Annotated in this window: 20 protein-coding genes; 5 read left to right on the top strand and 15 right to left on the bottom strand. The window is 71.5% G+C overall.

The window, feature by feature from the left end; all coding sequences use genetic code 11:
* Window positions 1-144: 144 nt before the first annotated feature.
* The 7 genes from ACFFF6_RS05410 to ACFFF6_RS05440 are packed head-to-tail and all read right to left on the bottom strand — an operon-like array spanning window position 145 to window position 6743.
* Window positions 145-1320 carry a cysteine desulfurase family protein gene (locus tag ACFFF6_RS05410; RefSeq protein WP_376978930.1) on the bottom strand — a complete coding sequence of 392 codons (1176 nt, stop codon included), beginning with the start codon at window positions 1318-1320 and terminating at the stop codon, window positions 145-147.
* A complete protein-coding gene (locus ACFFF6_RS05415; RefSeq protein ID WP_376978931.1) occupies window positions 1317-2240 on the bottom strand; it encodes a hypothetical protein in 924 nt (307 codons plus the stop codon). The genes ACFFF6_RS05410 and ACFFF6_RS05415 overlap by 4 nt, the downstream gene beginning before the upstream one ends.
* Window positions 2241-2247: 7 nt before the next feature.
* Complete coding sequence (locus ACFFF6_RS05420) at window positions 2248-3249, bottom strand: vWA domain-containing protein (RefSeq protein WP_376978932.1); 1002 nt, start codon at window positions 3247-3249, stop codon at window positions 2248-2250.
* On the bottom strand, window positions 3246-4262 hold the full coding sequence (locus ACFFF6_RS05425) for a vWA domain-containing protein (protein ID WP_376979322.1): 1017 nt from the start codon (window positions 4260-4262) through the stop codon (window positions 3246-3248). The genes ACFFF6_RS05420 and ACFFF6_RS05425 overlap by 4 nt, the downstream gene beginning before the upstream one ends.
* Window positions 4259-4771, bottom strand: coding sequence for a hypothetical protein (locus ACFFF6_RS05430; RefSeq protein WP_376978934.1), 513 nt, complete (start codon window positions 4769-4771; stop codon window positions 4259-4261). Before ACFFF6_RS05430 ends, ACFFF6_RS05425 begins: the two co-directional genes overlap by 4 nt.
* Window positions 4758-5654 (bottom strand): DUF58 domain-containing protein, encoded by an 897-nt coding sequence (locus ACFFF6_RS05435; protein ID WP_376978935.1) that lies wholly within the window; start codon window positions 5652-5654, stop codon window positions 4758-4760. Before ACFFF6_RS05435 ends, ACFFF6_RS05430 begins: the two co-directional genes overlap by 14 nt.
* A gap of 15 nt (window positions 5655-5669) precedes the next feature.
* Window positions 5670-6743 (bottom strand): AAA family ATPase, encoded by a 1074-nt coding sequence (locus tag ACFFF6_RS05440; protein ID WP_376978936.1) that lies wholly within the window; start codon window positions 6741-6743, stop codon window positions 5670-5672.
* 175 nt (window positions 6744-6918) lie between these two features.
* On the opposite strand from ACFFF6_RS05440, the gene glgX reads away from it, so the two are divergent.
* The 3 genes from glgX to glgB are packed head-to-tail and all read left to right on the top strand — an operon-like array spanning window position 6919 to window position 13556.
* The gene (glgX, locus tag ACFFF6_RS05445; RefSeq protein WP_376978938.1) at window positions 6919-9177 is read left to right on the top strand and encodes a glycogen debranching protein GlgX; all 2259 of its coding nucleotides are present in this window, start codon (window positions 6919-6921) and stop codon (window positions 9175-9177) included.
* Between the two features lie 51 nt (window positions 9178-9228).
* Window positions 9229-11307, top strand: a complete 2079-nt coding sequence (locus tag ACFFF6_RS05450; protein ID WP_376978940.1) for an alpha-1,4-glucan--maltose-1-phosphate maltosyltransferase — start codon at window positions 9229-9231, stop codon at window positions 11305-11307.
* A gap of 44 nt (window positions 11308-11351) precedes the next feature.
* Window positions 11352-13556 carry a 1,4-alpha-glucan branching protein GlgB gene (gene glgB / locus ACFFF6_RS05455; RefSeq protein WP_376978942.1) on the top strand — a complete coding sequence of 735 codons (2205 nt, stop codon included), beginning with the start codon at window positions 11352-11354 and terminating at the stop codon, window positions 13554-13556.
* A 92-nt stretch (window positions 13557-13648) separates the two neighbouring features.
* On the opposite strand, the gene ACFFF6_RS05460 is transcribed toward glgB, so the two are convergent.
* From ACFFF6_RS05460 to ACFFF6_RS05470, 3 genes are read right to left on the bottom strand one after another with little or no spacing between them, the layout of a single operon-like run.
* A complete protein-coding gene (locus ACFFF6_RS05460) occupies window positions 13649-14530 on the bottom strand; it encodes a co-chaperone YbbN (protein WP_376978944.1) in 882 nt (293 codons plus the stop codon).
* Window positions 14531-14565: 35 nt separating this feature from the next.
* A complete protein-coding gene (locus ACFFF6_RS05465) occupies window positions 14566-15654 on the bottom strand; it encodes a DUF8094 domain-containing protein (protein ID WP_376978946.1) in 1089 nt (362 codons plus the stop codon).
* Window positions 15651-16511, bottom strand: coding sequence for a hypothetical protein (locus tag ACFFF6_RS05470; protein ID WP_376978948.1), 861 nt, complete (start codon window positions 16509-16511; stop codon window positions 15651-15653). Before ACFFF6_RS05470 ends, ACFFF6_RS05465 begins: the two co-directional genes overlap by 4 nt.
* A gap of 138 nt (window positions 16512-16649) precedes the next feature.
* Here ACFFF6_RS05470 and nucS point away from each other — a divergent pair, with 138 nt between their 5' ends.
* Together nucS and ACFFF6_RS05480 are read left to right on the top strand one after the other, a co-directional pair.
* The gene (nucS, locus tag ACFFF6_RS05475) at window positions 16650-17360 is read left to right on the top strand and encodes an endonuclease NucS (RefSeq protein WP_376978950.1); all 711 of its coding nucleotides are present in this window, start codon (window positions 16650-16652) and stop codon (window positions 17358-17360) included.
* 15 nt (window positions 17361-17375) lie between these two features.
* Window positions 17376-18614 carry an N-acetylglucosamine-6-phosphate deacetylase gene (locus ACFFF6_RS05480; protein ID WP_376978952.1) on the top strand — a complete coding sequence of 413 codons (1239 nt, stop codon included), beginning with the start codon at window positions 17376-17378 and terminating at the stop codon, window positions 18612-18614.
* A gap of 315 nt (window positions 18615-18929) precedes the next feature.
* Here ACFFF6_RS05480 and ACFFF6_RS05485 read toward each other — a convergent pair whose 3' ends face one another.
* The 5 genes from ACFFF6_RS05485 to atpA all read right to left on the bottom strand — a co-directional run bounded on the left by ACFFF6_RS05485 (window position 18930) and on the right by atpA (window position 23775).
* On the bottom strand, window positions 18930-19367 hold the full coding sequence (locus ACFFF6_RS05485; RefSeq protein WP_376978954.1) for a DUF2550 family protein: 438 nt from the start codon (window positions 19365-19367) through the stop codon (window positions 18930-18932).
* 19 nt (window positions 19368-19386) lie between these two features.
* Window positions 19387-19659, bottom strand: coding sequence for a F0F1 ATP synthase subunit epsilon (locus tag ACFFF6_RS05490; protein WP_376978956.1), 273 nt, complete (start codon window positions 19657-19659; stop codon window positions 19387-19389).
* A complete protein-coding gene (gene atpD / locus ACFFF6_RS05495) occupies window positions 19656-21113 on the bottom strand; it encodes a F0F1 ATP synthase subunit beta (RefSeq protein ID WP_376978957.1) in 1458 nt (485 codons plus the stop codon). Before atpD ends, ACFFF6_RS05490 begins: the two co-directional genes overlap by 4 nt.
* Window positions 21114-21165: 52 nt before the next feature.
* Window positions 21166-22080: a F0F1 ATP synthase subunit gamma gene (locus ACFFF6_RS05500; protein ID WP_376978959.1), complete on the bottom strand. Its 915-nt coding sequence runs from the start codon at window positions 22078-22080 to the stop codon at window positions 21166-21168.
* Between the two features lie 72 nt (window positions 22081-22152).
* On the bottom strand, window positions 22153-23775 hold the full coding sequence (gene atpA, locus ACFFF6_RS05505) for a F0F1 ATP synthase subunit alpha (protein WP_376978961.1): 1623 nt from the start codon (window positions 23773-23775) through the stop codon (window positions 22153-22155).
* Window positions 23776-23796: the final 21 nt, after the last annotated feature.

A 23796-nucleotide genomic window follows, 5' to 3' on the forward strand; every position in this document is an offset into this window, starting at 1 on the left:
GTGGCCGAGCGGCTCCGGCCGCGCGTGATCCGGGGAACACCGAGGACGGGGCACGTCGGCGGCGGACCGCGGAGCAGGTGCCCGCGGAGCAGGGGCCGGCGGAGCTCCGGGCGTGGTGCGCCGCCTGCGGCGCCCCGGGCCGGCTCAGCACAGGGCGCCCACCGCGCGCGCTCTCTCGAGCGCCTCCGGCAGCCCGGCCAGCAGCACGTCCACGTCCTCGGGCACCGATGTCCATCCGAGCGAGAAGCGCAGCACGCCGAACCCCTGCTGGGGAAGACCCATCGCCTCGAGCACGTGGCTGCCGCGATGGACGCCGGCGCTGCAGGCGGAGCCCCCGGAGGCGTCCACGCCGCGCTCGTCCAGCAGGAACAGCAGCGCGTCCTGGTCCGCCCCGGGGAAGGCGACGTGGACGATGTGCCCTGCCTGCGGGACCTCGGCCGGGGCGGTGAGACGGGCGTCGGCATCGAGACGGGCGATTCCCTCCCTCAGACGGTCGGCGAGGCCGCGCAGGCGCGCGGACTCCGTCTCGGCCTCGGCGAGCACCTCGTGGAGGGCGGCCGCGAAGGCGGCCGCCTGCGCGGCGTCGAGGGTGCCCGAGCGCACGCCGCGCTGCTGCCCGCCCCCTGTGGACAGGGCCACGAGCGGGACCCCGGGATCTGCGACCAGCAGGCCGACTCCGACCGGAGCGCCGATCTTGTGCCCCGACAGCGACATGAGGTCGACCGTGCCGGGCTCGGGCAGGGGGACGTGCCCGAGGGCCTGGACGGCGTCGGTGTGGACGATGCCGCCCCGGGCCCGGGCGCGCTCCGCGATCGGGTCGAGGTCCTGACGGATACCGGTCTCGTTGTTCACGAGGGCCGCGCTGAGGACGCTCACCGCTCCGTCGGCGAGATGCTCCTCCAGGGCGGGGAGGTCGATCGCCCCGGCACCCGTCACGGGCAGCTCGCGGGTCTCGATGCCGGGCCCCAGGGAGCGCGCGGTCTCCAGCACGGCGACGTGGTCGCTCGCGCAGACGGCGACGGCGCGCCGGGCGGGATCGGCCTGCTGCGCGGCGAGCGCCGCGCCGCGGATCGCGATGTTGTCCGCCTCCGTGCCCCCGGAGGTGAGGATCAGCCAGGAGCGCCTCACCCCGAGATCCGCGGCGATCGACTCGAGCGCCTCGTCGAGCACCGCGCGGGCGCGGCGACCCGAGCCGTGGACGGAGGTGGGGTTGCCGAGCACCGCGGATGCCTCGAGGAAGGCGTCGCGGGCCGCGGGCCGCAGAGCGGTCGTCGCCGCATGGTCGAGGTAGGCACGGCGGGCGAACCGCGGACCGGTCACCAGGGGCGCTCCGGATCCTGGGGCGTGCCCGGATCGGAGGACTCCCCGTCGCCCTGGTTGGCCTCGCGGTTGCGCTCCTCGAGCTCGTCCTCCTTGGGATTGCCGGAGGTCTCGCCCTGGGTCGTCGCCTCCTCGGGGTCACCCGTCCCCTCGGGATCCTCGTGCTTCGGGGAGCCCGGATCCGGCGGGGAGCCCTGTCCCTCCTGACCGCCCTCCTGTCCGCCCTTCTCGCGGGCGTCGGGATCGTTCCCGGCCTCCTCGTCGGCCTTGCGGCGCTCCTCCTCGACGCGCTCGTGGTTGCCGTCCGTGGTCTCCTGGTCCTCGTTGCCGGTGCCGCTTCCGCCGGAGCCCTCGCCCTCGCCGCCGCCACCCTGGCCCTCGCCCTCGCCCCCGCCGCCGCCGGAGGCGCAGACGTACAGCATCTCCTCGGCCTCGAAGAGGCGGTCGGCGCGCTCGGCCGGATCCTCGATGAGCACGGCCTGGCGCTCGATGGAGATCGCGAGGTTGTTGAGGATCTTGCACTGGGCGTGCATCGGCTGGTTGAGGTCGGAGGAGCTCTGCCACTCCTCGAGGGCCAGGCGCAGCTCCGCCTCCGCGGCCGCGTCCTCCCCCTGCTGGAGCAGGTTCGTCCCCTTGGTCAGGTGCGGGAGGTACGGCTCGAACCAGTTCACGACCCAGACGGGCGCGAGACGCTCGACCGCGACCTGGTACTGCTGCTTGCCGTAGGCGCTGTCCTGCCATGCCTGCGTGAGCGGCATCGACACGAACTTCATCGCGAGCAGACCCAGCAGGAGCAGCGGGACGGCGAGGATCGCGAAGCAGATCAGCCGGATGCGGCGCAGCCGTCCCACGTCCAGGCCGAAGTCCTGGGGGCGGCGCGGCTCCTCCTGGGCGAGCGGACGATGCTCGAGATCGGTCATCGGCGGTTCAGAGCTCCTCTGCGACAGGGACGTCGCTGCGGTCGATCCGCCGCGGCAGCCGGTAGGTCATCGCCCCGAGCTCCCAGATGAACAGGCCGGTCAGCGGTATCGCGGCGATCCAGTACCAGTCCTCGAAGCTGGGGACGCGCGCCGTCGACTCGATCGGGACGGGACGCAGCTCGATCCCCTCCCGCGTCCCCTCGATCGGCTCCTCGGGGTCGGTGCGGTGCAGGTAGGGGACGCCCATCTGCCCCGCGATCGTCTCGAGCTGCTGCTCGTCGATCGAGGACCGTCCCTGGGCTCCCGAGGAGTCGGTGATGTACTCGCCGTCCTTCTCGCCGCCCTCCACGCGCATCGGCCCGCCCTCGGCCGTCCCGTAGCCGAGCACGGCGCCGCCGTCGATCATCGACGCCACCGGGGTGAAGGGCTCGGACTCCTGCCCGTCGGTGTTCTCCCCGTCGGACAGGACGTAGACCAGGCGAGAGGACTCGGGGTCGTCGCGCTTGGCCTCGGACAGCGCCGTGAGCAGCGGCACCAGCGGACGGTCGACGTTGGAGCCCTGCGAGTAGGCGGTCGGCTCCGTCGTGAGGGTGTCGACCCAGCTGAGGGCGGCCCCGGCATCGGTCGTCAGCGGCAGCTGCTTCGCCGCCGTCGAATCGAAGCCGATGATCGAATAGCGAGCGCCCTCCGTGTCCGCCATGATGCGGGCCATGTCCGCCTTCACGCCCTCGAGACGGGGTTGCCCGTCCGCATAGTCCTCCGCGTTCATCGAGCCGGTGCGGTCCACCACGAAGAAGATGTTCGCGTTCATCCGCTCCGTCTGCTCGCCCTCGATCGGGGTGACCGGGCGCAGCGCGACCACGCAGATCAGCAGCACCATGAGGAGCCGACGCAGCCAGGCGATGCGCTGGCGGCGCCGCCGGATCAGCAGCACGACGCAGAGGATCGTCATGGCCAGGCCCAGCGGGATCGTGAGCCACAGCGGGATGAGGTGCTCGAGGGTGATCATCGGCTCCTCCATCCCAGCACGAGCACGGCGACCAGCGCCAGCAGCGTCACGACGAAGCCGAACATGGGGTGGTCCGTGCGGATCACCGTCGGGGAGGCACCCATCTGCTGGGCCTGGGTGCGCTGGATCTGGTCGATCATGGAGGGCACCGCATCGGGGTCCGTGGTCTGGAACAGGCCGCCGCCCACCTCCTCGGTCGCCGCCTTCAGCTCCTCGAAGCAGGTCTGCGTGCACTCGAAGGAGCCCGGGTAGATCGTGTACAGGTCGATCCCGCGCGAGGAGACCGACTGCGCCGCCTCGTCGAGCGAGAAGATCGGCTCGCCGTTGACCTCGTTGTCCGTCGCGAAGATGATCGAGCGGCTGCGGTCCGCCTCCGCCTGGTCGAACAGCAACCCGCAGGAGGCCAGGCCGTCGGGGACGATCGAGGCCTGGTCGTCGATCCCGCGAGTGCCTTCGATGAAGTCGACGTAGCTGCGGACCTTCTCCTCCGGATAGTCCTTCGTGCCCAGGCGATACCCGTTCTCGTCGAAGTCGATGGCCTCGGCTCCCCGGGCGAGCTCGCGCCGGATCAGGTCGTAGTCGTTGGTCAGCGGGAAGACGGTGCGGCTGGTGGAGTTGAAGATCGACAGGGCCACCCGCTCGCCGCCGAACGAGTCGACCATGGTCGAGAAGGTCTGCAGGATCTCCGTGTCGTACTCGTACATCGACCCGGAGACGTCCAGGCACAGGACGATGTCGCGGTTGGCGAAGTCGGGCGTCTCGATGCGCTCGGTCGCCACGCGCCCGGACAGCACGGCCGCGCCGATCACGCCGAGAACGGCCACGCCGACCTGGGCCGCGCGGACGACGCGCGCGGTGCGCTGGGCGCGCACGAAGCTGGGCAGCCTCTCGAGGAACGAGGTGTTGGCCACCAGCACCGGGGAGCGGCGCATGGCCCGACGGTTCCAGAACGTGATCGCCCAGACCGCGAGGCCGGCGATGAGCAGGAGCAGGGTCGCCCACCAGAAGGTCATGACCACCGGCGGATCACCTCCCGGGCGCGGAGAACGGACTCGCCGAGCTCCGCATCGCTCGCGGCCGCGAAGTCCGGCTCGTAGAGGCGGGCGATGAGCCGGCCCACGTCATGGGTGCGATCGTCGGCCAGCAGCGTCGAGACGTCCTGGCTGGTCACGTCGTGACCGGTGGTCGACCGGACGAAGCGGCGCATGACGGCGGTGAGCTCATGGTGTCCGGCCCGTGCCGTGAGCTCCCCGGACTCGTGGCGCTCGGCGATCGCGTTGACGGAGCGGAGGAACTCGGCCTTGAGGTTCTCGGTGTCCGCGGGGCGGGTCCGGTAGGCGCTGCGGGCCAGCACCGAGCGGGAGATGCGCAGCACCCCGATCACGAGCGCGGCGATCACGATCAGGCACAGCACCGCGAGGATCAGCCAGGCGACCGAGTACTGCGGCGGGTCGACGATCTGCTTGGGCTCGGCCAGGAGGGGGAGCACGGGACGCAGGAGGAGCAGCTCAGGCGCGGGCATGGCGGTACTCCCTCGCGCGGAGCATGGCGATCATGTCGGGGACCACGGTGGTCTCCCCCGCCGTGAGCACATGCGTGACGTGGAGCCGGTCGAGCATCCGGGAGATCTCCTCGCGCCGGGTGCGTCGGAAGGCCTCGACATCCCGCGCGACCTTGGCGCTGTGGCGGGACAGCTCCGAGATCTCGCGGGGATCGTTGATGTCGACCACGTCGTGCTCCTCGTCCTGGCTCTGCAGAGGGTCCCCGTCCCCGATCCGCACCACCATCACGTCATGACGGGTGGTCAGGCGGCGCAGGATCGAGAAGTCCTCGAGCAGCGGGTGCGCCTCGTCGGTGATGATCGTCATGAGCGTGGCGCGGTTCGTGACGCGGAACGCGCGCTCGAGCAGCCAGGAGGAGTCCGGGGCGGGCCCGGCGGCGGTCGTGGTCTGCTGGACCGTGCGCAGGAGCAGCTCGAGATGGCCGTCGCTCGACCGGGCCGGGAGCTGCGAGGGCCGCCGCTCCGAGCCGGCGACCAGGCCGACGAGATCGCCGTTCTTCTGCGCGAGGAAGCAGACCAGGCCCGCCGCCGTCACCATCGCATCCCTCTTCGAGCTGCCGTCCGCCGCGGTCGCGGCCATCGCCGAGGAGGTGTCCGCCACGATCGAGAGATGCCGCACCCTCTCCTCGTTGAACTGGCGGATCAGCGGCTCGCCCGAGCGGGCGGTCGCCTTCCAGTCGATGTCGGAGATCTTGTCGCCGGGCTGGTAGTACTTCAGGTCGTCGAAGTCCTCGCCGCTGCCCTTGAAGAGGGAGCGGCCGCGGCCCTGGATGAGCCCGCGCGCGCGGCCCGAGGTGTACAGGTCCACGCGGGCCTTGACCCGGGTCAGCAGCGAGGTCGCCATGGAGGGGACCTGCGCTCAGGGCATCGGCACGGCGTGGAACACCGCGTCGATGATCTGCTCGGGCTTGATCCCGCCGGCGAGGGCGTCGAAGGTCAGCACGAGGCGATGGCGCAGGACGCCGTAGCGCATGGCGCGCACGTCGTCGGGGGTGACGTAGGAGCGTCCGTGCAGGAGCGCATGCGCCTGGCCGACCCGCATGAGCGCGAGGGAGCCGCGGGGGCTCGCGCCGACGCGCACCGACTGGGTGAGGTTCGGGACCGGCCGCGGGCCGGATCCGCGGGTGGTGAAGACCAGATCGATGATGTACCGCTTGACGGCCTGGTCGACGTAGACGGCATCCACCATCCACTGCAGGAAGCGGATGTCGTCGAGGCTCACGCTCGCGATCGCCTCCGCGGGAGCGGCGAGGCTCCCGCTCGTGGAGCGGTCGAGGATCTCGTGCTCCTCGGCGGGGCGCGGGTAGGTGAGCACCTCCTTGATCAGGAAGCGGTCCATCTGCGCCTCGGGGAGGACGTAGGTGCCCTCCTCCTCGATGGGGTTCTGGGTGGCGAGCACCATGAACGGCGAGGGGAGCTTGTAGACCTCGCCGCCGATCGAGGTCTGGCGCTCCTGCATCGCCTCGAGCATCGCGGACTGGGTCTTCGCGCTCGAGCGGTTGATCTCGTCCAGCAGCACGACGTTCGCGTGGACGGGTCCCAGCTGGGTCGTGAAGGTGCCGTTGCCGTAGTTGAAGATCTGGGTGCCGATGATGTCGTTGGGCATCAGGTCCGGCGTGCACTGGATGCGCGAGAAGGAGCCCGTGATCGCCGAGGCGAGGGCGGAGGCGGCGGTGGTCTTCGCGAGGCCCGGCACCGACTCGAGCAGCACGTGGCCGCCCGCGGCGAGCGCGGCGAGCAGGGTCAGGCGCAGGTTCTCCTGGCCCACGACCCGAGAGCCGAAGACCCTGCTGATGGTGCGGACGATCTCGCTCGAGCGCTCGAGATCCGCCGGGGAGATCGTGGCCGCGCCGGGGGCGAAGCTCGTCCTCCCGCCGGAGACGGCGGGCTGCGGGGCGTGCCCCTCGGGTCGCTGCTGCGGCTGCTGGCTCATGTGGTGCGGTTCCCCATCCGTCCGGAAGGCTTCTCCGGTGCCCGGGCCCAGGCCCGCACCCCGCGCCGGTCGGTCCGGGCACGGATAGCACCGGGGACGATCCTAACCATAGGAGCCCCCGGAGGAGCTGGAGGCGCGGGCGACGACGCACCGCGGCCGGTGCGAGGATGTGTCCGTGCATGTTCATCCCACGTCATCGTCCGATATCCCTGCCGGCCCGCCCTCCGGCCCCGGTCTGCGCGTCGACCGCAGCGGCCGCGGCACGTTCGCGGTGGTCGCCCCCCGCGCGGAGGCCGTGGACCTCTGCGTGCGCCGCGGCAGCGCCGAGACCCGCCATCGCCTGCGCCGGGTCGACGGCGGTCTGCACTGGGATCAGGTCGAGGACATGCTCCCGGGCACGGAGTACGGCCTGCGCGTGCACGGCCGCTGGGACCCGGCGTCGGGGCAGCTCGCGAACCCGGCGATGCTGCTGCTGGACCCGTACGCGCGCGGGATCAGCCATGCCTCGCCCCTGCTGTCGACGATGTTCCCGCACGAGGTCGACGCGATGCTCGAGCCCGCCTCCGACGTCCTCGTGCCCAGCACCGTCGACTCGGGGCCCTCCGCGGTCTGGTCGGTGCATCTGGACGACGACGCCTTCGACTGGCAGGACGACGCCCCGCCGCGGACCCCCTGGACGGACACGGTCCTGTACGAGGCCCATGTGAAGGGGACGACGGCCCGGCATCCGCGGGTCCCGGCGGCCCAGCGCGGCACCTATGCGGGGCTCGGGCATCGGGCGGTGACCGACCATCTGCGCGAGCTGGGCGTCACGGCGGTGGAGCTGCTCCCCGTCCATGCCGCCATGGACGAGGCGCATCTGACACGGCTGGGGCTGACCAACTACTGGGGCTACTCGACGCTGTCCTTCTTCGCGCCCAATCCCGCCTATGCGACCGCGGCCGCCCAGCGCGCCGGGGCGCAGGCGGTGCTCGACGAGGTCCGGGCCATGGTCCGCTCGCTGCACGCCGCGGGCCTCGAGGTGATCCTCGACGTCGTCTACAACCACACCGCCGAGGGCGGCGCCCTGGGACCCAGCCTCAGCCTGCGCGGCCTCGACAACGCGGAGTACTACTGGCTCGCCGACGGCGCCTTCCTGGACGTCACCGGGACCGGCGGCACCCTCGACCCCCGGTCGATGCACGTGATGGACCTCGTGCTGGCCTCCCTGCGGTACTGGGTGCAGGAGGTCCATGTCGACGGCTTCCGCTTCGATCTGGCGACCGCGCTGGCCCGCGACGACAGCGGCTTCCGGGCCGATCATCCGCTGCTGCGCGCGATCAGCACCGACCCGGTGCTGCGCGAGGTCAAGCTGATCGCGGAGCCCTGGGACGTGGGCTCCTACGGCTGGCGGACAGGAGGATTCCTGCCGCCGTTCGCCGAATGGAACGACGCCTTCCGCAACGATGCGCGCAGCTTCTGGCTCGCGCATCCGCGCGAGCGCGCGGCGAGCGGCGACCCCGCGATCGGAGGGGTGCGCGATCTGGCCACTCGGCTCGCGGGGAGCAGCGACCTGTTCACCTGCCAGGATCCGCCGGGGCTGCCCCGATCCCGGAGCCTGCGCTCCCCCTGGGCCTCGGTCAACTACCTCACGGCGCACGACGGCTTCACCCTCGCGGACCTCACCGACTACGACCGCAAGCACAACGAGGCCAACGGCGAGGACGGGCGCGACGGCACCGACGACAACCGCTCCTGGAACCACGGTCACGAAGGACCGGTCACGCCGGGGACCCCCGAGGGCGAGGAGATCCTCGCCCGCCGACGACGCACCCGCCGGGCGATGCTCGCGACCCTCCTCCTCGCGAGCGGCACCCCGATGATCACGGCCGGAGACGAGTTCTCCCGCACCCAGCAGGGCAACAACAACGCCTACTGCCAGGACAACGAGATCTCCTGGACCGACTGGTCCCTCGCCGCGGGCGCCGACTCCCACATCGGGACCGTCCGGGCTCTGACCCGGCTCCGGCGGGAGCTGCCGCAGCTGCGCTCGGCGGCCTTCCCGCGCCCCGCGGACCCGGCGCGGCCGGGCCCGGACCAGGTGGCCTGGTTCAGCCTGCAGGGCGAGGTCCTCAGCCACGAGGACTGGTTCGATCCGCGCCGGCACGTGCTGCAGATGCTCCGGCCGGCCCCGGATCCCGGGGGACGTCACGCGCTCGTCCTGCTCTCCGGAGCGGACCGGGATCTCGAGCTCACGCTCCCCGGCGCGCCCTGGCCGCAGGGGGCGTGGACCGTCGTGCTGGACACCTCCCGGGAGGACTCCGAGGTCGATGCGGCCGGGCAGCGCGAGGTCGTCCTGGGAGACGACGGCCGTCGGCGCCTCCTGCTGCCCGCCCGCAGCGTGCTCGTCCTGGTGATCGAGGACACAGAAGGGGCCTCCGAGCGGCTACCCTGAGCGCTGACGGCACGTTCCCGCCGTCCTCGCCCCGATCCGGCAGGAGCAACGATGACCGCGTCGAGCCACGCATCGGCCACCGCACCGACCCCCGCGACGACCGCCCCCGGCGCCCCCGCCCCGGCAGGGCTCGACGCCGGTCTCGGACGGATCCCGATCATGCTGGTCGAGCCGGTCGTCGACGCAGGTCGCTTCCCGGCCTCGGCCGCCGAGGGCGAGCGGGTCGCCGTGACCGCGAACGCCTTCCGCGAGGGCCATGACGCGATGGGCGTCCAGCTGCATCTGACCGCTCCCGACGGGACCGAGGAGGTCCTCCCGCTCGAGTCGATCAACCCCGGTCTGGACCTGTGGCGCACCCACATCGTCGCCGGCGCCCCGGGCCACTGGTCCTTCCGCATCGAGGCCTTCAGCGCCCCCTACGACACCTGGGCGCATGTCGCGGAGGTCAAGATCCCCGCCGAGATCGACGTCGACCTCGTCCTGGCCGAGGGCGTGCTCGTGCTGAGCCGCATCGTCGAGGAGGCCGAGGGCGGCGCCCGTCCCGCGAGCGATGCGACCCTCGCCCGCGCCGCGATCGACGCGCTGCGCAGCGCCTCCCTCTCCCCGCAGGCGCGCATCGCCCCGGCCCTCGCCGCAGATCTGCGCGCGGTCATGCACGCCCGCCCGCTGCGCGACGGCGTGACCGTGTCGGGCCCGTACCGGCTGATCGTGCACCGTCGCCGGGCGCTCGTCGGCTCCTGGTACGAGTTCTTCCCCCGCTCCGAGGGGGCCCGCTTCGACCCCGCGGAGGGCGGCTGGCGCTCGGGCACCCTCGCCTCGGCGACGGCGTCCCTCGACCGCATCGCCGCCATGGGCTTCGATGTCGCCTACCTGACCCCGATCCACCCGATCGGCTCGACCTTCCGGAAGGGGCGCAACAACACCCTGGACGTCGTCGAGGGCGACCCGGGATCGCCGTACGCGATCGGCTCGGCCGAGGGCGGGCACGAGGCGATCCATCCCGATCTGGGCACGGTCGCGGACTTCGAGGCGTTCACCGCCCGCGCCCACGAGCTCGGCCTCGAGGTCGCCCTGGACATCGCCCTCCAGTGCTCGCCCGATCATCCCTGGGTCGCCGAGCATCCGGAGTGGTTCGTGGTGCGCCCGGACGGGACGATCGCCTACGCCGAGAACCCGCCCAAGAAGTACCAGGACATCTACCCGCTCAGCTTCGACACCGACTACGCAGGCCTGTACACCGCGATCCGGGACGTGCTCGAGCTGTGGGTCTCGCGCGGCGTCACCCTCTTCCGGGTCGACAACCCGCACACCAAGCCGGTCCGCTTCTGGGAGGAGCTGCTCGCCGAGTTCGACCGGGAGCATCCCGAGGTCGTCTTCCTCGCCGAGGCCTTCACCCGCCCCACCATGATGCACACCCTGGGCAAGGTGGGCTTCCACCAGTCCTACACGTACTTCACGTGGCGCCACACGCCCCAGGAGCTGCGCGAGTACGCGCTCGAGCTCGCGGATGCCGCCCGGTACATGCGGCCCAGCTTCTGGCCCACCACCCACGACATCCTCACGCCGTTCATGTCCGAGGGCGGTGCCCGCGCCTTCCGTCTGCGCGCGATCCTCGCCGCCACCCTCTCCCCCACCTGGGGCATCTACTCGGGCTACGAGCTGGTCGAGGACGTGCCGCGTCCCGGTGCGCAGGAGCAGATCGACAACGAGAAGTACGAGTACAAGCCGCGCGACTACGCCGCCGCGCTGCGCGAGGGCCGGTCCCTCGAGCCCCTGCTGACCCGGCTGAACACGATCCGCCGCGACCACCCTGCGCTCCAGTCCCTCACCGACGTCGACTTCCACGAGGCCGATGACCCGCAGGTCCTGGTCTTCTCCAAGCATCTGCCGGCGGAGGCGACCGGGACCGGCGCCCCCGACACCGTCCTCGTCGTGTCCCTCACCGAACATGACCGGGACTGCGCGACCACGATCCGCCTGGACATGTCCCGCCTCGACGTGCACGGCCCCTTCGAGGTCGAGGACCTCCTCACCGGGGAGCGCTTCACCTGGGACGCGGAGCCGTACGTGATCCTGAGCGCCGCATCCCGCCCCGCCCATGTGCTGCGCGTCGTGCGCGCACACCCCTGACCCCGATCGACCCTCGACCGGACCCTCGACGAAGGAGGCCCATGATGACCGATCAGAGCGCTGGGACCGCCCCGCCCATGCCCCTCGGGGCCCATGAGCTCGGGGCGACGGCCACCGGCTCGTATCACGATCCGCATTCCGTCCTGGGTGCGCACGGCTACGACGGGGCGGTCACCTTCCGTACCCTGAAGCCGCTCGCCCATGCGGTCGCGGTCGTGCTCGAGGACGGGGAGGTCGTGGATCTGGAGCATGAGCACGACGGCATCTGGGTGGGCGTGCGCGAGGCCGCGGAGGTCCCCGAGAGATACCGGGTCCAGGTCACCTGGGTGCAGGGCGAGGAGCCGGTGTTGCTCGAGGAGCCCTACCGCTTCCTGCCCACGCTCGGCGATCTCGACCTCCATCTGATCGGCGAGGGTCGGCACGAGGAGCTGTGGCGGGCGCTCGGCTCGCACGTGCGGGAGGTCGACGGCGTGGCCGGCACGTCCTTCGCGGTCTGGGCCCCGAACGCGCGGGCCGTCCAGGTGATCGGCGCCTTCGACGGCTGGGACGGGCGCGGGCATGCCCTGCGGTCCCTGGGATCCTCCGGGGTATGGGAGCTGTTCGTCCCCGGCGTGGGCGACGGCGAGATCTACAAGTACCGGATCCTCGGGGCGGACTCCGTCTGGCGGGAGAAGGCGGACCCGATGGCGCGCCGCACGGAGGTGCCGCCGGCGACCGGCTCGATCGTGACCACGAGCAGCTTCGACTGGGATGACGACGCCTGGCTCGCCGCCCGTGCCCAGTCCGATGCGCTGAGCGCGCCCATGTCGATCTACGAGGTGCACCTGCCCAGCTGGCGCCCGGGCCTGGGCTACCGCGAGCTCGCCACCGAGCTGGTCGACTACGTCGTCGAGATGGGCTTCACCCATGTCGAGCTCATGCCGCTGGCCGAGCACCCCTTCGGCGGCTCCTGGGGCTACCAGGTGACCGGGTACTACGCCCCCACCTCGCGCCTGGGCTCCCCCGACGACCTGCGCGCGCTCGTGGACGCCCTCCACCGCGCCGGCATCGGCGTGATCATGGACTGGGTCCCCGCGCACTTCCCCAAGGACGAGTTCGCCCTCGCCCGCTTCGACGGGACGCCGCTGTACGAGCATGCCGATCCGCGTCTGGGAGAGCACCCCGACTGGGGCACGTACATCTTCGACCTGGGTCGGCTCGAGGTGTGCAACTTCCTCGTCGCCAACGCCCTCTACTGGCTCGAGGAGTTCCACGTCGACGGCCTGCGCGTGGACGCCGTCGCCTCCATGCTCTACCTCGACTACTCGCGCGAGGAGGGCCAGTGGCTCCCCAACCGGCACGGCGGGCGGGAGAACCTCGAGGCGATCGCCTTCCTGCAGGAGACCAACGCCACCGCGTACAAGCGCGCCCCCGGGATCGTCATGATCGCCGAGGAGTCGACGTCGTTCCCCGGGGTCACCCGTCCCACCGATGCGGGCGGTCTGGGCTTCGGCTTCAAGTGGAACATGGGCTGGATGCACGACACCCTGGAGTACATCGGCCTGGATCCGATCCACCGCCAGCACCATCACCACGACCTGACCTTCTCCCTGATCTATCAGTACTCGGAGAACTTCGTGCTGCCGATCTCCCACGACGAGGTCGTGCACGGCAAGGGCTCCCTGCTGCGCAAGGCCCCGGGTGACGACTGGCAGCAGGCCGCGACGATGCGCGCCTACCTGACCTTCCAGTGGACGCACCCGGGCAAGCAGCTGCTGTTCATGGGCAGCGAGTTCGCCCAGGGCACCGAGTGGTCGGAGTCCTCGGGCCTGCCCTGGTGGCTGCTCGAGTACCCGCTGCACCGCGGCGCCCAGCAGCTGGTGCGCGACCTCAACCACCTCATGCGCTCCCATCCCGCGCTCTACGAGCGGGATCAGGACCCGGCGGGGTTCGAGTGGCTCATCGGCGACGACGGCGAGCACGACACGGTCGCCTTCCTGCGCCGCGACGGGCAGGGCGAGCCGCTTGCCGTGGTCGTGAACTTCTCGCCGACGCCGTGGCACGAGTACCGGATCCCGCTGCCCGAGGGCGGCTCATGGCTCGAGGTCCTCAACTCCGATGCCCCGGTCTACGGCGGCAGCGGCGTCGGGAACCTGGGACGTGTGCATGCCGAGCGGGTGCCGATGCACGGGCGCGAGCACTCGGTGCGGCTGTCTGTCCCGCCGCTGGGCGCGGTCGTGCTGGCCCCGGAGCGTCACGCGCAGGCCTGAGGAACGGCAGAAGCTCGAGCGGCGGATCCGCCGCCCCGATCGATGATCGGAGGAGGCGGATCCGCCGCTCGGCTGCCGGTGCGGGGCGGCTGCTAGAAGAGGAGGTTCGCCAGGCGCTTGCGGGCCGGGGGGACCCGGGGGTCCTCGGAGCCGGCGACCTCGAACAGCTCGAGCAGCCGGGTGCGCAGCACGTCCTTGGTCTCCGGGTCCGCGCCGCGCAGCAGGTCCAGGAGCCGCGCGAAGGCGTCCTCGACGTGCCCGCCGAGCATGTCGAGGTCGGCGACCAGCAGCTGTGCGTCGAGGTCGGTGCGGTCCTCGGCGGCGGCGGCGCGCGCCGCGTTCAGGTCTGCGTCCCGGGTGCGGCGCATGAGCTCGACGGTCGCGAGCCCCGCCCTGGCCTCGGCGTCGGCCGGGCTCTGCCGCAGCTGCTCCTCGTAGGCGGTCACCGCGGCGTCGAGGTCGCCGCGATCGATCGCGTCGTAGGCCGCCTGGACGAGCGGGGCGACGGGCTCCGGCTCGGGATCGGCGGTCTCTCCGGCGGCGGAGACATCCATCCCCTGCTGCTGCGCGACCTGCACGACCTGGTCGATCAGGGCGGTGACCTCGGCCTCGGGCAGGACCGATTCCACGATCGGCTGCAGCTGCCCGCCCAGGAGCAGCAGAAGGGTCGGCAGCTGACGCACGCGCAGCGCCTCCGCGACGCGCGGCTGGGAGTCCGCGTCCACGGTGGCCAGACGCACCGCGCCGCCCTTCGCGTCGACGGCCGCGCGCAGCGAGCCCAGGAACGCCTCGGCCTCGGGCACGCGTCCGCTGGTCACCAGCAGCACTGTCGCGACCTGCTGCGAGTCCTGGATGATCTGCTCGAGGCTCTGCTCGGTCACGGCGACCTCATGCTCGGCGGGGGTGCCCACCGGCTCGCTGGGAGCAGGGTGCCGCAGGGCGGCGAGATCGGGGATGCCGTACGGATCGGTCATGGGGGTCCTTCCACGAGACGTCGGAGAGAGGAGGGTCAGGAGCCGGAGGCCCCGAGCAGGGTGCGGGTCGCCGCGATCGGCTGGATCTGCGCATCGGAGTCCGCGGGCGGGATGTACAGGCCCACGACGGTCGAATAGTCCCGCACATAGGTCTTGGTGAAGGTCTTCGTGCCCGCGAGGGCCGTGTAGACGTTCTCCTCGCTGTAGCTGACCTTGGCGCCGTCCTTGATCGTCACCGTGCGCTTCGAGGTGTAGGTCGCCATCACGACCGCACCCCCGTCCTCGGTGCGCAGCCCGATGAAGTCGCCGTCCTTGACGGAGTAGGCCTCGTGGATCGTCGCCGCCTGGTCCCGCTCGACCCCTGCGTTCAGCGCCGTGCGCTCCTCCTGGATCTGGGCGTGGGTCTCGGTCTGGAACGGATTCGCCGCCAGCAGGTCCTCCGGATCGGAGGCGTCGCCCGAGGCGAGGACCTTCGCGTAGAGCGCGAGAGCATCGGCGGGGCTCAGCGACAGGTCCGCGGCGTCGAGCGCGACGGGCTCGGTGCCCACGGCGTCGGCGGGCACGGTCGGCATGTCGATGCCGACCGCCTGCTGCGCCCACCCCCACGTGGTGTAGGGGGACGTCGCATCGGCCTGCTGCAGGGGGACGAAGAACGGCACCCCGGAGGGGCCGGCGTCGGGCACGAGAGCGATCGCCGAGCGCGGGAACTCGGTCGAGGTCGAGGTGATGACGACATCGGCGGCGGTGCCGGGGAAGGAGGCCAGCTGCGCAGCCCAGTCCCCGAACGTCCCGATGATCTCGTAGGTCCTGGTCCGCTGGTCGACGGCGGTCCCGACGATCCTCGGGGCGAGCAGGCCCGCGTCCTTCGCGGCGTCGGCGGCGGTGATCGCGGCGGAGATCTCCTCGATCACCGGCCCCAGCTGGGCGGCCCCGGCGACCGGGGTCGGAGCGGCGAGGGAGGGGCCCGAGGGCACCGCCGGCGGCGGTGCGGGCTCCGAGCAGGCCGCCAGGACGGTCCCGGCGAGCAGGGCGCCCGCGCCGGTGAACAGGCTGCGGCGGGCGAAGCGCGAGCGCATGGACATGGTCCCTCCCGGGGCGGCGGGGACGGGGCGGCGGGCGCTCATGCCTGCTCCCCGTCGCGGTGGGTGCGGGTCATGGGGGTCTCCTCCGCCGGAGGCGCGGGATCGTCCTGCGGGAGGTCGGCCTCGCCGTCCTCCTCCGGCCGCGTCTCCTCCTCGGCGGGTGCCCCGCGCCCCGGCACCGGCAGGGGTGCGGAGGCGGTGGCCGGGGCCGGCTCACGGGCCGTGATCTCGTCCTCGGCGCTCGCGAGCTCCTGCTCGGCCGGCTCCTCGCGGCGGCGGCCGCGGAAGGCGAGGACGAACCAGATGAGGCCGATGACCGCGACGGTCGCTCCACCGGCGTAGGCATACGGGACCCAGGCGTTCTTCGCGTCGACGGGCCAGGTGATGGAGATCCTCTGCGCGCCCGCCGCGGTCCCGTCGGTGACCACCAGGATCGCCCGGAAGGGCTGCTCGTTGCCCGCGCTCGTCTCCCCCGCGCGGAACTCGGCGACGTCCAGGGTCGCGGGGCTCGGGGACGTGTCGACGCTGCGCCACAGGTCCGAGGACGTCGGATCGGCGATCTCCGCGGCGCCGTCGGGGTTCACGACCTCGGTCGACAGGGTCGTCCAGTCCGGGACGCCGGTGATCCGGGTGTAACGGGTGCTCTCGAGGTAGGCGGCGATGTCGTCGTTCGCGGCGGTGATGAGCGAGACGTCGGAGGCGCCGGTGATCGTCACCGTGCCCTCGTCCCCGCCGACGTACAGCACGCCGGGATCGATCACGACGGCGGGGCCGGCGTCGGCCAGGTCGACGACGGCGGTGTGCTCGGTCGAGGGAGCCCAGGTGGTCTCCCCCAGACGGCCGACGACGAGGCCGGCGAGGCCCAGGAGCACGAGGACCGCGGCGAGGATCTTCTGCACGGGGGAGATCTCCTTCAGGGTGGGGACGTCACCACGATACGAGCGTGCGCGGGCGCGCGTGGTGCGGACGTGACAGTTTCCACCTGCGGGCGCCCGCGCCTGCCTCGGTCGCGGTCCGGGCTGACGTACGCTGTCGGGGTGCGTCTTGTGGTTGCGAAGTGCTCTGTCGACTATGCGGGCCGGCTGACGGCCCACCTGCCCCTGGCCCTGCGCCTGCTGATCGTGAAGGCCGATGGCAGCGTCCTGGTGCATTCCGACGGCGGCAGCTACAAGCCCCTGAACTGGATGAGCCCGCCGTGCACGGTCGCGACGGAGACCCGCAGCGCCGTGGAGGCCGCCGCGGACCCGGACGGCATCGACTGGATCGAGCAGTGGCAGGTCACCCACGCCAAGACCGGCGACACGCTGCGGGTGCGCCTGCACGAGGTGCTGCAGGACTCCTCCCACGAGCTGGGCGTCGATCCTGGTCTACAGAAGGACGGCGTCGAGGCGCATCTGCAGGCCCTGCTCGCCGCCAACATCGACACCCTCGGAGAGGGATGGAGCCTCGTGCGGCGCGAGTACGCGACGGCGATCGGCCCCGTCGACATCCTCGCCCGGGATCCGGAGGGCGGCACCGTCGCGATCGAGATCAAGCGGCGCGGCGAGATCGACGGCGTGGAGCAGCTGACCCGCTATCTGGAGCTGCTCAACCGCGATCCCCTCCTCGCGCCGGTGCGCGGCATCTTCGCCGCCCAGGCCATCAAGCCGCAGGCGAAGGTCCTCGCCGTCGATCGCGGGATCGACTGCGTGACCCTCGACTATGACGCCCTGCGCGGGATCGACGACGTCGAGTCGCGCCTCTTCTGATCCGGAAGGACTGCCATGACCCCCACGACCCCTGCGGGGAACCCCGCATCCGAGCCCGCCCTCGCGGTCGACATCGCCCTGCACGGCACGGCGGTGCTGGGCGAGCGGGTGCTGCCCGGGGCGCTGGTCCTCGTCGCGCAGGAGCGGATCGTCTATGCGGGCCCGGCGCATCGGGCTCCCGCCCATCGGGCAGCGGAGCAGGTCGAGCATGGCGGGCTGATCCTGCCGGGTCTCGTGGACGTGCACAACCACGGCGGCGGCGGGGTCTCCTTCCCCGACTGCGAGGATCCGCAGCAGGCGCTCGTCGCGGTGCAGGAGCACCGCCGCCATGGCACCACCACGATGCTCGCCTCCCTCGTCACCGCGGACCCCGCGACGCTGCGCGCGCGCGTGGGCATGCTCGCCCAGCTCTTCCGCGACGGCGAGATCGCCGGCGTGCACCTCGAGGGTCCCTTCATCTCCCCCGCACGCAAGGGCGCCCAGAACCCGGCGCACATCACCGGCGGGGACGCCGAGCTGGTCGCCGAGCTGTGCGCGCTGGGCGGAGGCGCCGTCGCCTCCATGACGGTCGCTCCGGAGGCGGAGGATGCGCACGCCGTGCTCGACGCGCTCGCCGCGGGAGGTGCGGTCCCCTCGCTGGGGCACACCGATGCAGGCAGCGAGATCATGACCGCGGGCATCGCCGCGGCTCGTCGCGCCCTCGCGGCGCCGCACGGGCGCTCCGCGCTCCCCAGCGCCACCCATCTGTTCAACGGGATGCGTCCCATCCACCACCGCGATCCGGGTCCTGCGCTCGCCGCGCTCGACGCCGCGGCCCGTGGAGAGCTCCTGGTCGAGGTGATCGCCGATGGCGTCCACCTCGCCGCGGAGACCGTCGCCCACGTCTTCGCGATCGCGGCCCCGGGCTCGGTCCTGCTGATCACCGACGCGATGGCCGCTGCCGGCATGCCGGACGGCCAGTACAGCCTGGGCGCCCTGGATGTCACCGTCGACGGCGGCGTCGCGACCCTCACCGAGGGCGGCTCGATCGCCGGCGGCACCGCGCATCTCCTGGACGTGGTCCGCTTCGCGGTCCAGGAGGCCGGCGTCGACCTGGGCACCGCCGTCGCTGCCGCGAGCCGCACCCCGGCGCGGCTGCTCGGCGCCGAGGGCGAGATCGGCGAGCTCACCGCCGGGGCGCGAGCCGATGTCGTCCTGGTCGACGAGGATCTTCAGGTCCTCCGCGTGCTGCGCGCCGGCCGCGACGTGGTCTGACCCCCGACGAGGTGGCCTGACCCCCGACAAGCCAGAATCCCCCCGGTCAGCCACATCCCCGGTCACCCCCGCGCCAGCACCACCACCGCTGACCGCCGATGAGCCAGAACCGTCACGATGTGCGCCATTCCCGGTCACCCGGGAGCGCCACAGCGGAAGCGCGCCGGATCCCGCCACCAGCACGACGGCTGACCGCATCCGAGGCACAGCGGCACCCCGGCGACAGCCCCTGACCGTATCCGAGGCACAGCGATCGCCCCGGGCGTGGATTGACCGTGGTCGAGGCACAGCGCTCATGCTGTGCCTCGACCACGGTCAATCGGCGTCGCCGTGCACGAGGCCCATCGGCGCGGCCTCGAGCCACGCGTTCAGCGCACTCGCCGAGGAGCTCGCCATGATCATCCGGACCCGCGGCCCCCCGCGCAGGGTGAGGGAGACCATGACGAAATCCTCTCCCCCCGGAGTCTTCTCGCCGATGATGCTCCGGGCCTCGGAGACGATCTCCGCGCGGCGCATCCGCTTCTCGGGCCGCAGCCGCCAGGACAGGGCCCGGAACCAGTGCAGCTCATCGGTCGTGTACCGCATCAGCCCCTGCTGCCAGTTCTCGCGGCCCCGCACGCCTCGCCGCCACAGGACGCAGTCGAACACTCCGCGCAGGCGGGACACATGCACCTGACGCAGCACCAGGGCGATCGCCGCCAGGACGACGAGCGCCCCGATCACCAGGGCGATGATCGGGGCGCTCGTTCGCATGTCAGGGAGGAGTCCGGCGTCAGTTGGCCGCGACCGCGCGAGAGGCCTGGTCCACGGCGATGGTCACCACGTCCTGGTCCATCGACACGAACCCGCCCTCGACCTCGCGGACGGTGACGGAGCCGTCCTCCGCGATGATGCGCACCGACCCGCGGTCCAGGATCGCGAGGGTGGGCTGCATGCGCGGGAGGATGCCGAAGGAGCCGTCGACCGCAGGCACGACGACCTGCGCCGCGGTCCCGGTCCAGACGGTCCGGTCCGAGGTGACGAAGGTGACCTCGAGCGAGCTCACTGGCCGAGCTCCTTCTGGATGCGATGCCAGTTCTCCAGGACCATGTCGATGCCGCCGACGTTGAAGAACGCCTGCTCGGCGATGTGGTCGAACTCGCCGTCGCAGATGCCCTTGAAGCCCTCGATGGTGTCGCGCAGGGCGACGTCCGAGCCGTCCACGTCGGTGAACTGCTTGGCCATGTGGGTGTTCTGGGAGAGGAACTGCTGCAGGCGGCGGGCCCGGTTGACCGTGACCTTGTCCTCCTCCGACAGCTCGTCGACGCCCAGCATCGCGATGATGTCCTGCAGCTCCTTGTTGCGCTGGAGGATCTGCTTGACGCGGACCGCCGTGTCGTAGTGCTCCTGGCCCACGTACTGCGGGTCCAGGATGCGCGAGGTCGAGGCCAGCGGATCGATCGCCGGGTACAGGCCGCGCGAGGCGATCTCACGGGAGAGCTCGGTCGTCGCATCCAGGTGGGCGAAGGTGGTGGCCGGCGCCGGGTCGGTGTAGTCGTCGGCCGGGACGTAGATCGCCTGCATCGAGGTGATCGAGTGGCCGCGGGTCGAGGTGATGCGCTCCTGGAGCACACCCATCTCATCGGCCAGGTTCGGCTGGTAGCCCACGGCCGAGGGCATGCGGCCCAGCAGCGTGGAGACCTCGGAGCCGGCCTGCGTGAAGCGGAAGATGTTGTCGATGAACAGCAGCACGTCCTGGCTCTGCACATCGCGGAAGTACTCCGCCATGGTCAGCGCCGACAGCGCCACGCGCAGACGGGTGCCCGGCGGCTCGTCCATCTGGCCGAAGACCAGGGCGGTCTTCTCGATGACGCCGGACTCGGTCATCTCCTCGATGAGGTCCCAGCCCTCACGGGTGCGCTCGCCCACGCCGGCGAACACGGAGACGCCGTCGTGGTTGTTGGCCACGCGGTAGATCATCTCCTGGATGAGGACCGTCTTGCCGACGCCCGCGCCGCCGAACAGGCCGATCTTTCCACCCTGCACGTACGGGGTGAGGAGGTCGATCGACTTGATGCCGGTCTCGAACATCGTGGTCTTCGACTCGAGCTGGTCGAAGTTGGGGGCCTTGCGGTGGATGGGCCAGCGCTCGGTCACCTGGAGGGTCTCGCCCTCGGGCAGGTTCAGGGCGTTGCCGACCGTGTCGAAGACGGTGCCGAGGGTGACGTCGCCGACGGGCACCGAGATGGGAGCGCCGGTGTCGGTCACGGCCTGGCCGCGGACGAGGCCGTCGGTCGGCTTCAGCGCCACGGCGCGGACCATGCCGTCGCCCAGGTGCTGCGCGGTCTCGAGGGTCAGCGTCGAGGCCTCGAGGCCGGCGCCAGATGCCTCGATGACGGTGGTCAGCGCGTTGTACATCGCGGGGATGTTCCCGGGCGGGAACTCGATGTCGACGACGGCGCCGGTCACACGCGCGACGCGGCCGGTCGCGGTGGCGGTGTCGGGAGCTGTGGTGGTCATGTGCGTAATCTCCAAAGGGTCGGGCCGGCGCGAAGAAGCGCGGGGCGAGGTCTCAGCGCTCTGAGCGTCCGGATCCGGCGAGGGCGTCGGCGCCGCCGACGATCTCCGTGATCTCCTGGGTGATCTCCGCCTGCCGCGCGGAGTTCGCCAGACGGGTGAACTTGTTGATCTGGGTCTGCGCGTTGTCCGTGGCGGTCTTCATCGCGCGCTGCCTCGAGGCATGCTCCGAGGCCACCGACTGCATGAGCAGGTTCACGATGCGCGACTCGACGTAGCGCGGGATGAGGTCGTCCATGACCGCGGTCGCGTCCGGGGCGAACTCGTACAGCGGGAAGGTCTCGTGCGCGTCGGTGTCCGCGGCGTCGACGACGGCCATCGGGACCAGGCGCGTGGCGCGTGCGACCTGCTGGAAGCGGCTGGCGAAGCGGGTGCCGACCAGGTACAGCTCGTCGACGTGGACGGCGGGGTCCTCGCTGAGCAGCGCCTCCGTGAGCACGCCCGCGATCTCCGCGCCGAGGGCGCCGAGCTGGTCCTCCTTGTAGGGGGTCCAGGCCTGCTTCGGGGGCCGGTTGCGGAAGCGGTAGTACGTCTCGCCCTTGCGTCCGACGACGTACATGTCCACGGTCTTGCCCGCGTCGCGCAGGCTGTTGGCGAGCTCCTCCGCCTCCCGGATCGCGTTGGGCGAGTACGAGCCCGCCATGCCGCGGTCGGAGGTGATCAGGAGGATCGCCGCGCGCCCGGTGAGGCTGCGGTCCTGCTCCAGGAAGGGGTGGGCGAAATCGGTCGAGTGCGCTCCGACCGCGCCGATCGCCTGGGTGATGGCATCGGCATAGGGGGTGGTCGCGAGCACACGGGCATGCGCCTTGGCGATGCGCGTGGCGGCGATCATCTCCTGGGCCTTGAAGATCTTCTTCATGCCCTGGGCGGATCGGATCCGCTTCTTGTACTCCCTCTGCTGGGCTCCCATGTCTCTCCTCGTGCGTGGCGTGAACCGGCGTCCGCCGTGCCCGCCCCGGCGGGGCGGGCACGGATGATCGGATCAGCCGCGGACGATGCTCTCCTGGTCGATGTCCTCGCTGTCGAGGCGACCGTGATGATCGGTGACGGGCTCCTTGCCCTTCCCGGCGAGGAAGTCCTTCTTCGCGTCCGCGAGCAGCGTCGTGAGCTCCTCCTCGGTCGAGGACTCGAACTTGCCGCTGGTGCGGATCGCCTCGAGGGCGGAGCCGTTGTGACGGAGGTACTCGAGCAGGTGCGCCTCGAAGGCGAGGACGTCCTCCACCTCGATGTCGTCGAACTTCCCGGTGGTGCCGGCCCACACGGAGACGACCTCCTCCTCCATGGGGAAGGGCGAGGACTGGTTCTGCTTGAGCAGCTCCATCAGGCGCGCGCCGCGGTTCAGCTGCTGCTTCGAGGCGGCGTCGAGGTCCGAGGCGAACATCGCGAAGGCCTCGAGGTCGCGGTACTGCGCGAGCGAGATCTTCAGCGTGCCGGAGACCGACTTCATGGCCTTGGTCTGGGCGGAGCCGCCCACGCGGGACACGGAGATGCCGACGTCCACGGCCGGACGCTGGTTCGCGTTGAACAGGTCCGACTGCAGGAAGCACTGGCCGTCGGTGATGGAGATGACGTTGGTCGGGATGTACGCCGAGACGTCGTTGGCCTTGGTCTCGATGATCGGCAGACCGGTCATCGAGCCGCCGCCCATCGCGTCGGACAGCTTCGCGCAGCGCTCCAGCAGACGGGAGTGCAGGTAGAAGACGTCGCCCGGGTAGGCTTCGCGGCCCGGCGGACGGCGCAGCAGGAGCGACACGGCGCGGTAGGCCTCGGCCTGCTTGGAGAGGTCGTCGAAGACGATGAGGACGTGCTTGCCCTCGTACATCCAGTGCTGGCCGATCGCGGAGCCCGCGTAGGGGGCGATGTACTTGAAGCCCGCCGGGTCGGAGGCGGGAGCCGCGACGATGGTCGTGTACTCCAGGGCGCCCGCGGCCTCGAGGGTGCCGCGCACCGAGGCGATGGTCGAGCCCTTCTGGCCGACGGCGACGTAGATGCAGCGGACCTGCTTGCTCGGGTCGCCGGTCTCCCAGTTCGCCTTCTGGTTCAGGATGGCGTCCAGGGCGATCGCGGTCTTGCCCGTCTGGCGGTCGCCGATGATCAGCTGACGCTGGCCGCGACCGATGGGGGTCATGGCGTCGATCGCCTTGATGCCCGTGACCAGCGGCTCCTTGACGGACTTGCGCTGCATGACGCCGGGGGCCTGGAGCTCGAGGGCGCGGCGGCCGGTGGACTCGATCGGGCCGAGGCCGTCGACCGGAGCGCCGGTGGGATCCACCACGCGGCCGAGGAAGGCGTCGCCCACGGGGACGGAGAGGACCTCGCCGGTGCGGCGGACCTCCTGGCCCTCGGCGATGCCGGCGAACTCGCCGAGGACGACGACGCCGATCTCGCGCAGGTCGAGGTTCAGCGCGAGGCCGAGCTCGCCGCCCTCGAAGCGGACCAGCTCGTTGGCCATGACGTTCGGGAGGCCCTCGACACGCGCGATGCCGTCGGCCGACTCGGTGACGCGGCCGATCTCCTCGCGGTCGGTGGAGCCTGCCTGGTAGGTGGACACGGCGGTGTCCAGAGCATGCCGGATGTCCTCCGGACGGATCGTGAGCTCAGCCATCGCGGTGCTTCGCTTCCTCTC

Source organism: Brachybacterium hainanense (genome assembly GCF_042434575.1).
Lineage (GTDB): Bacteria > Actinomycetota > Actinomycetes > Actinomycetales > Dermabacteraceae > Brachybacterium > Brachybacterium hainanense.

What these genes read in the sequence shown, in the direction of transcription:
- glgB (WP_376978942.1), top strand. Translation starts at nt 11,352, where the DNA reads ATGACCGATCAGAGCGCTGGGACCGCCCCGCCCATGCCCCTCGGGGCC.
- ACFFF6_RS05500 (WP_376978959.1), bottom strand. Translation starts at nt 22,080, where the DNA reads ATGGGAGCCCAGCAGAGGGAGTACAAGAAGCGGATCCGATCCGCCCAG.
- ACFFF6_RS05440 (WP_376978936.1), bottom strand. Translation starts at nt 6,743, where the DNA reads ATGAGCCAGCAGCCGCAGCAGCGACCCGAGGGGCACGCCCCGCAGCCC.
- ACFFF6_RS05485 (WP_376978954.1), bottom strand. Translation starts at nt 19,367, where the DNA reads ATGCGAACGAGCGCCCCGATCATCGCCCTGGTGATCGGGGCGCTCGTC.
- atpD (WP_376978957.1), bottom strand. Translation starts at nt 21,113, where the DNA reads ATGACCACCACAGCTCCCGACACCGCCACCGCGACCGGCCGCGTCGCG.
- ACFFF6_RS05420 (WP_376978932.1), bottom strand. Translation starts at nt 3,249, where the DNA reads ATGATCACCCTCGAGCACCTCATCCCGCTGTGGCTCACGATCCCGCTG.
- ACFFF6_RS05415 (WP_376978931.1), bottom strand. Translation starts at nt 2,240, where the DNA reads ATGACCGATCTCGAGCATCGTCCGCTCGCCCAGGAGGAGCCGCGCCGC.
- ACFFF6_RS05430 (WP_376978934.1), bottom strand. Translation starts at nt 4,771, where the DNA reads ATGCCCGCGCCTGAGCTGCTCCTCCTGCGTCCCGTGCTCCCCCTCCTG.
- atpA (WP_376978961.1), bottom strand. Translation starts at nt 23,775, where the DNA reads ATGGCTGAGCTCACGATCCGTCCGGAGGACATCCGGCATGCTCTGGAC.
- ACFFF6_RS05480 (WP_376978952.1), top strand. Translation starts at nt 17,376, where the DNA reads ATGACCCCCACGACCCCTGCGGGGAACCCCGCATCCGAGCCCGCCCTC.
- ACFFF6_RS05465 (WP_376978946.1), bottom strand. Translation starts at nt 15,654, where the DNA reads ATGAGCGCCCGCCGCCCCGTCCCCGCCGCCCCGGGAGGGACCATGTCC.
- ACFFF6_RS05450 (WP_376978940.1), top strand. Translation starts at nt 9,229, where the DNA reads ATGACCGCGTCGAGCCACGCATCGGCCACCGCACCGACCCCCGCGACG.
- ACFFF6_RS05435 (WP_376978935.1), bottom strand. Translation starts at nt 5,654, where the DNA reads ATGGCGACCTCGCTGCTGACCCGGGTCAAGGCCCGCGTGGACCTGTAC.
- ACFFF6_RS05460 (WP_376978944.1), bottom strand. Translation starts at nt 14,530, where the DNA reads ATGACCGATCCGTACGGCATCCCCGATCTCGCCGCCCTGCGGCACCCT.
- ACFFF6_RS05425 (WP_376979322.1), bottom strand. Translation starts at nt 4,262, where the DNA reads ATGACCTTCTGGTGGGCGACCCTGCTCCTGCTCATCGCCGGCCTCGCG.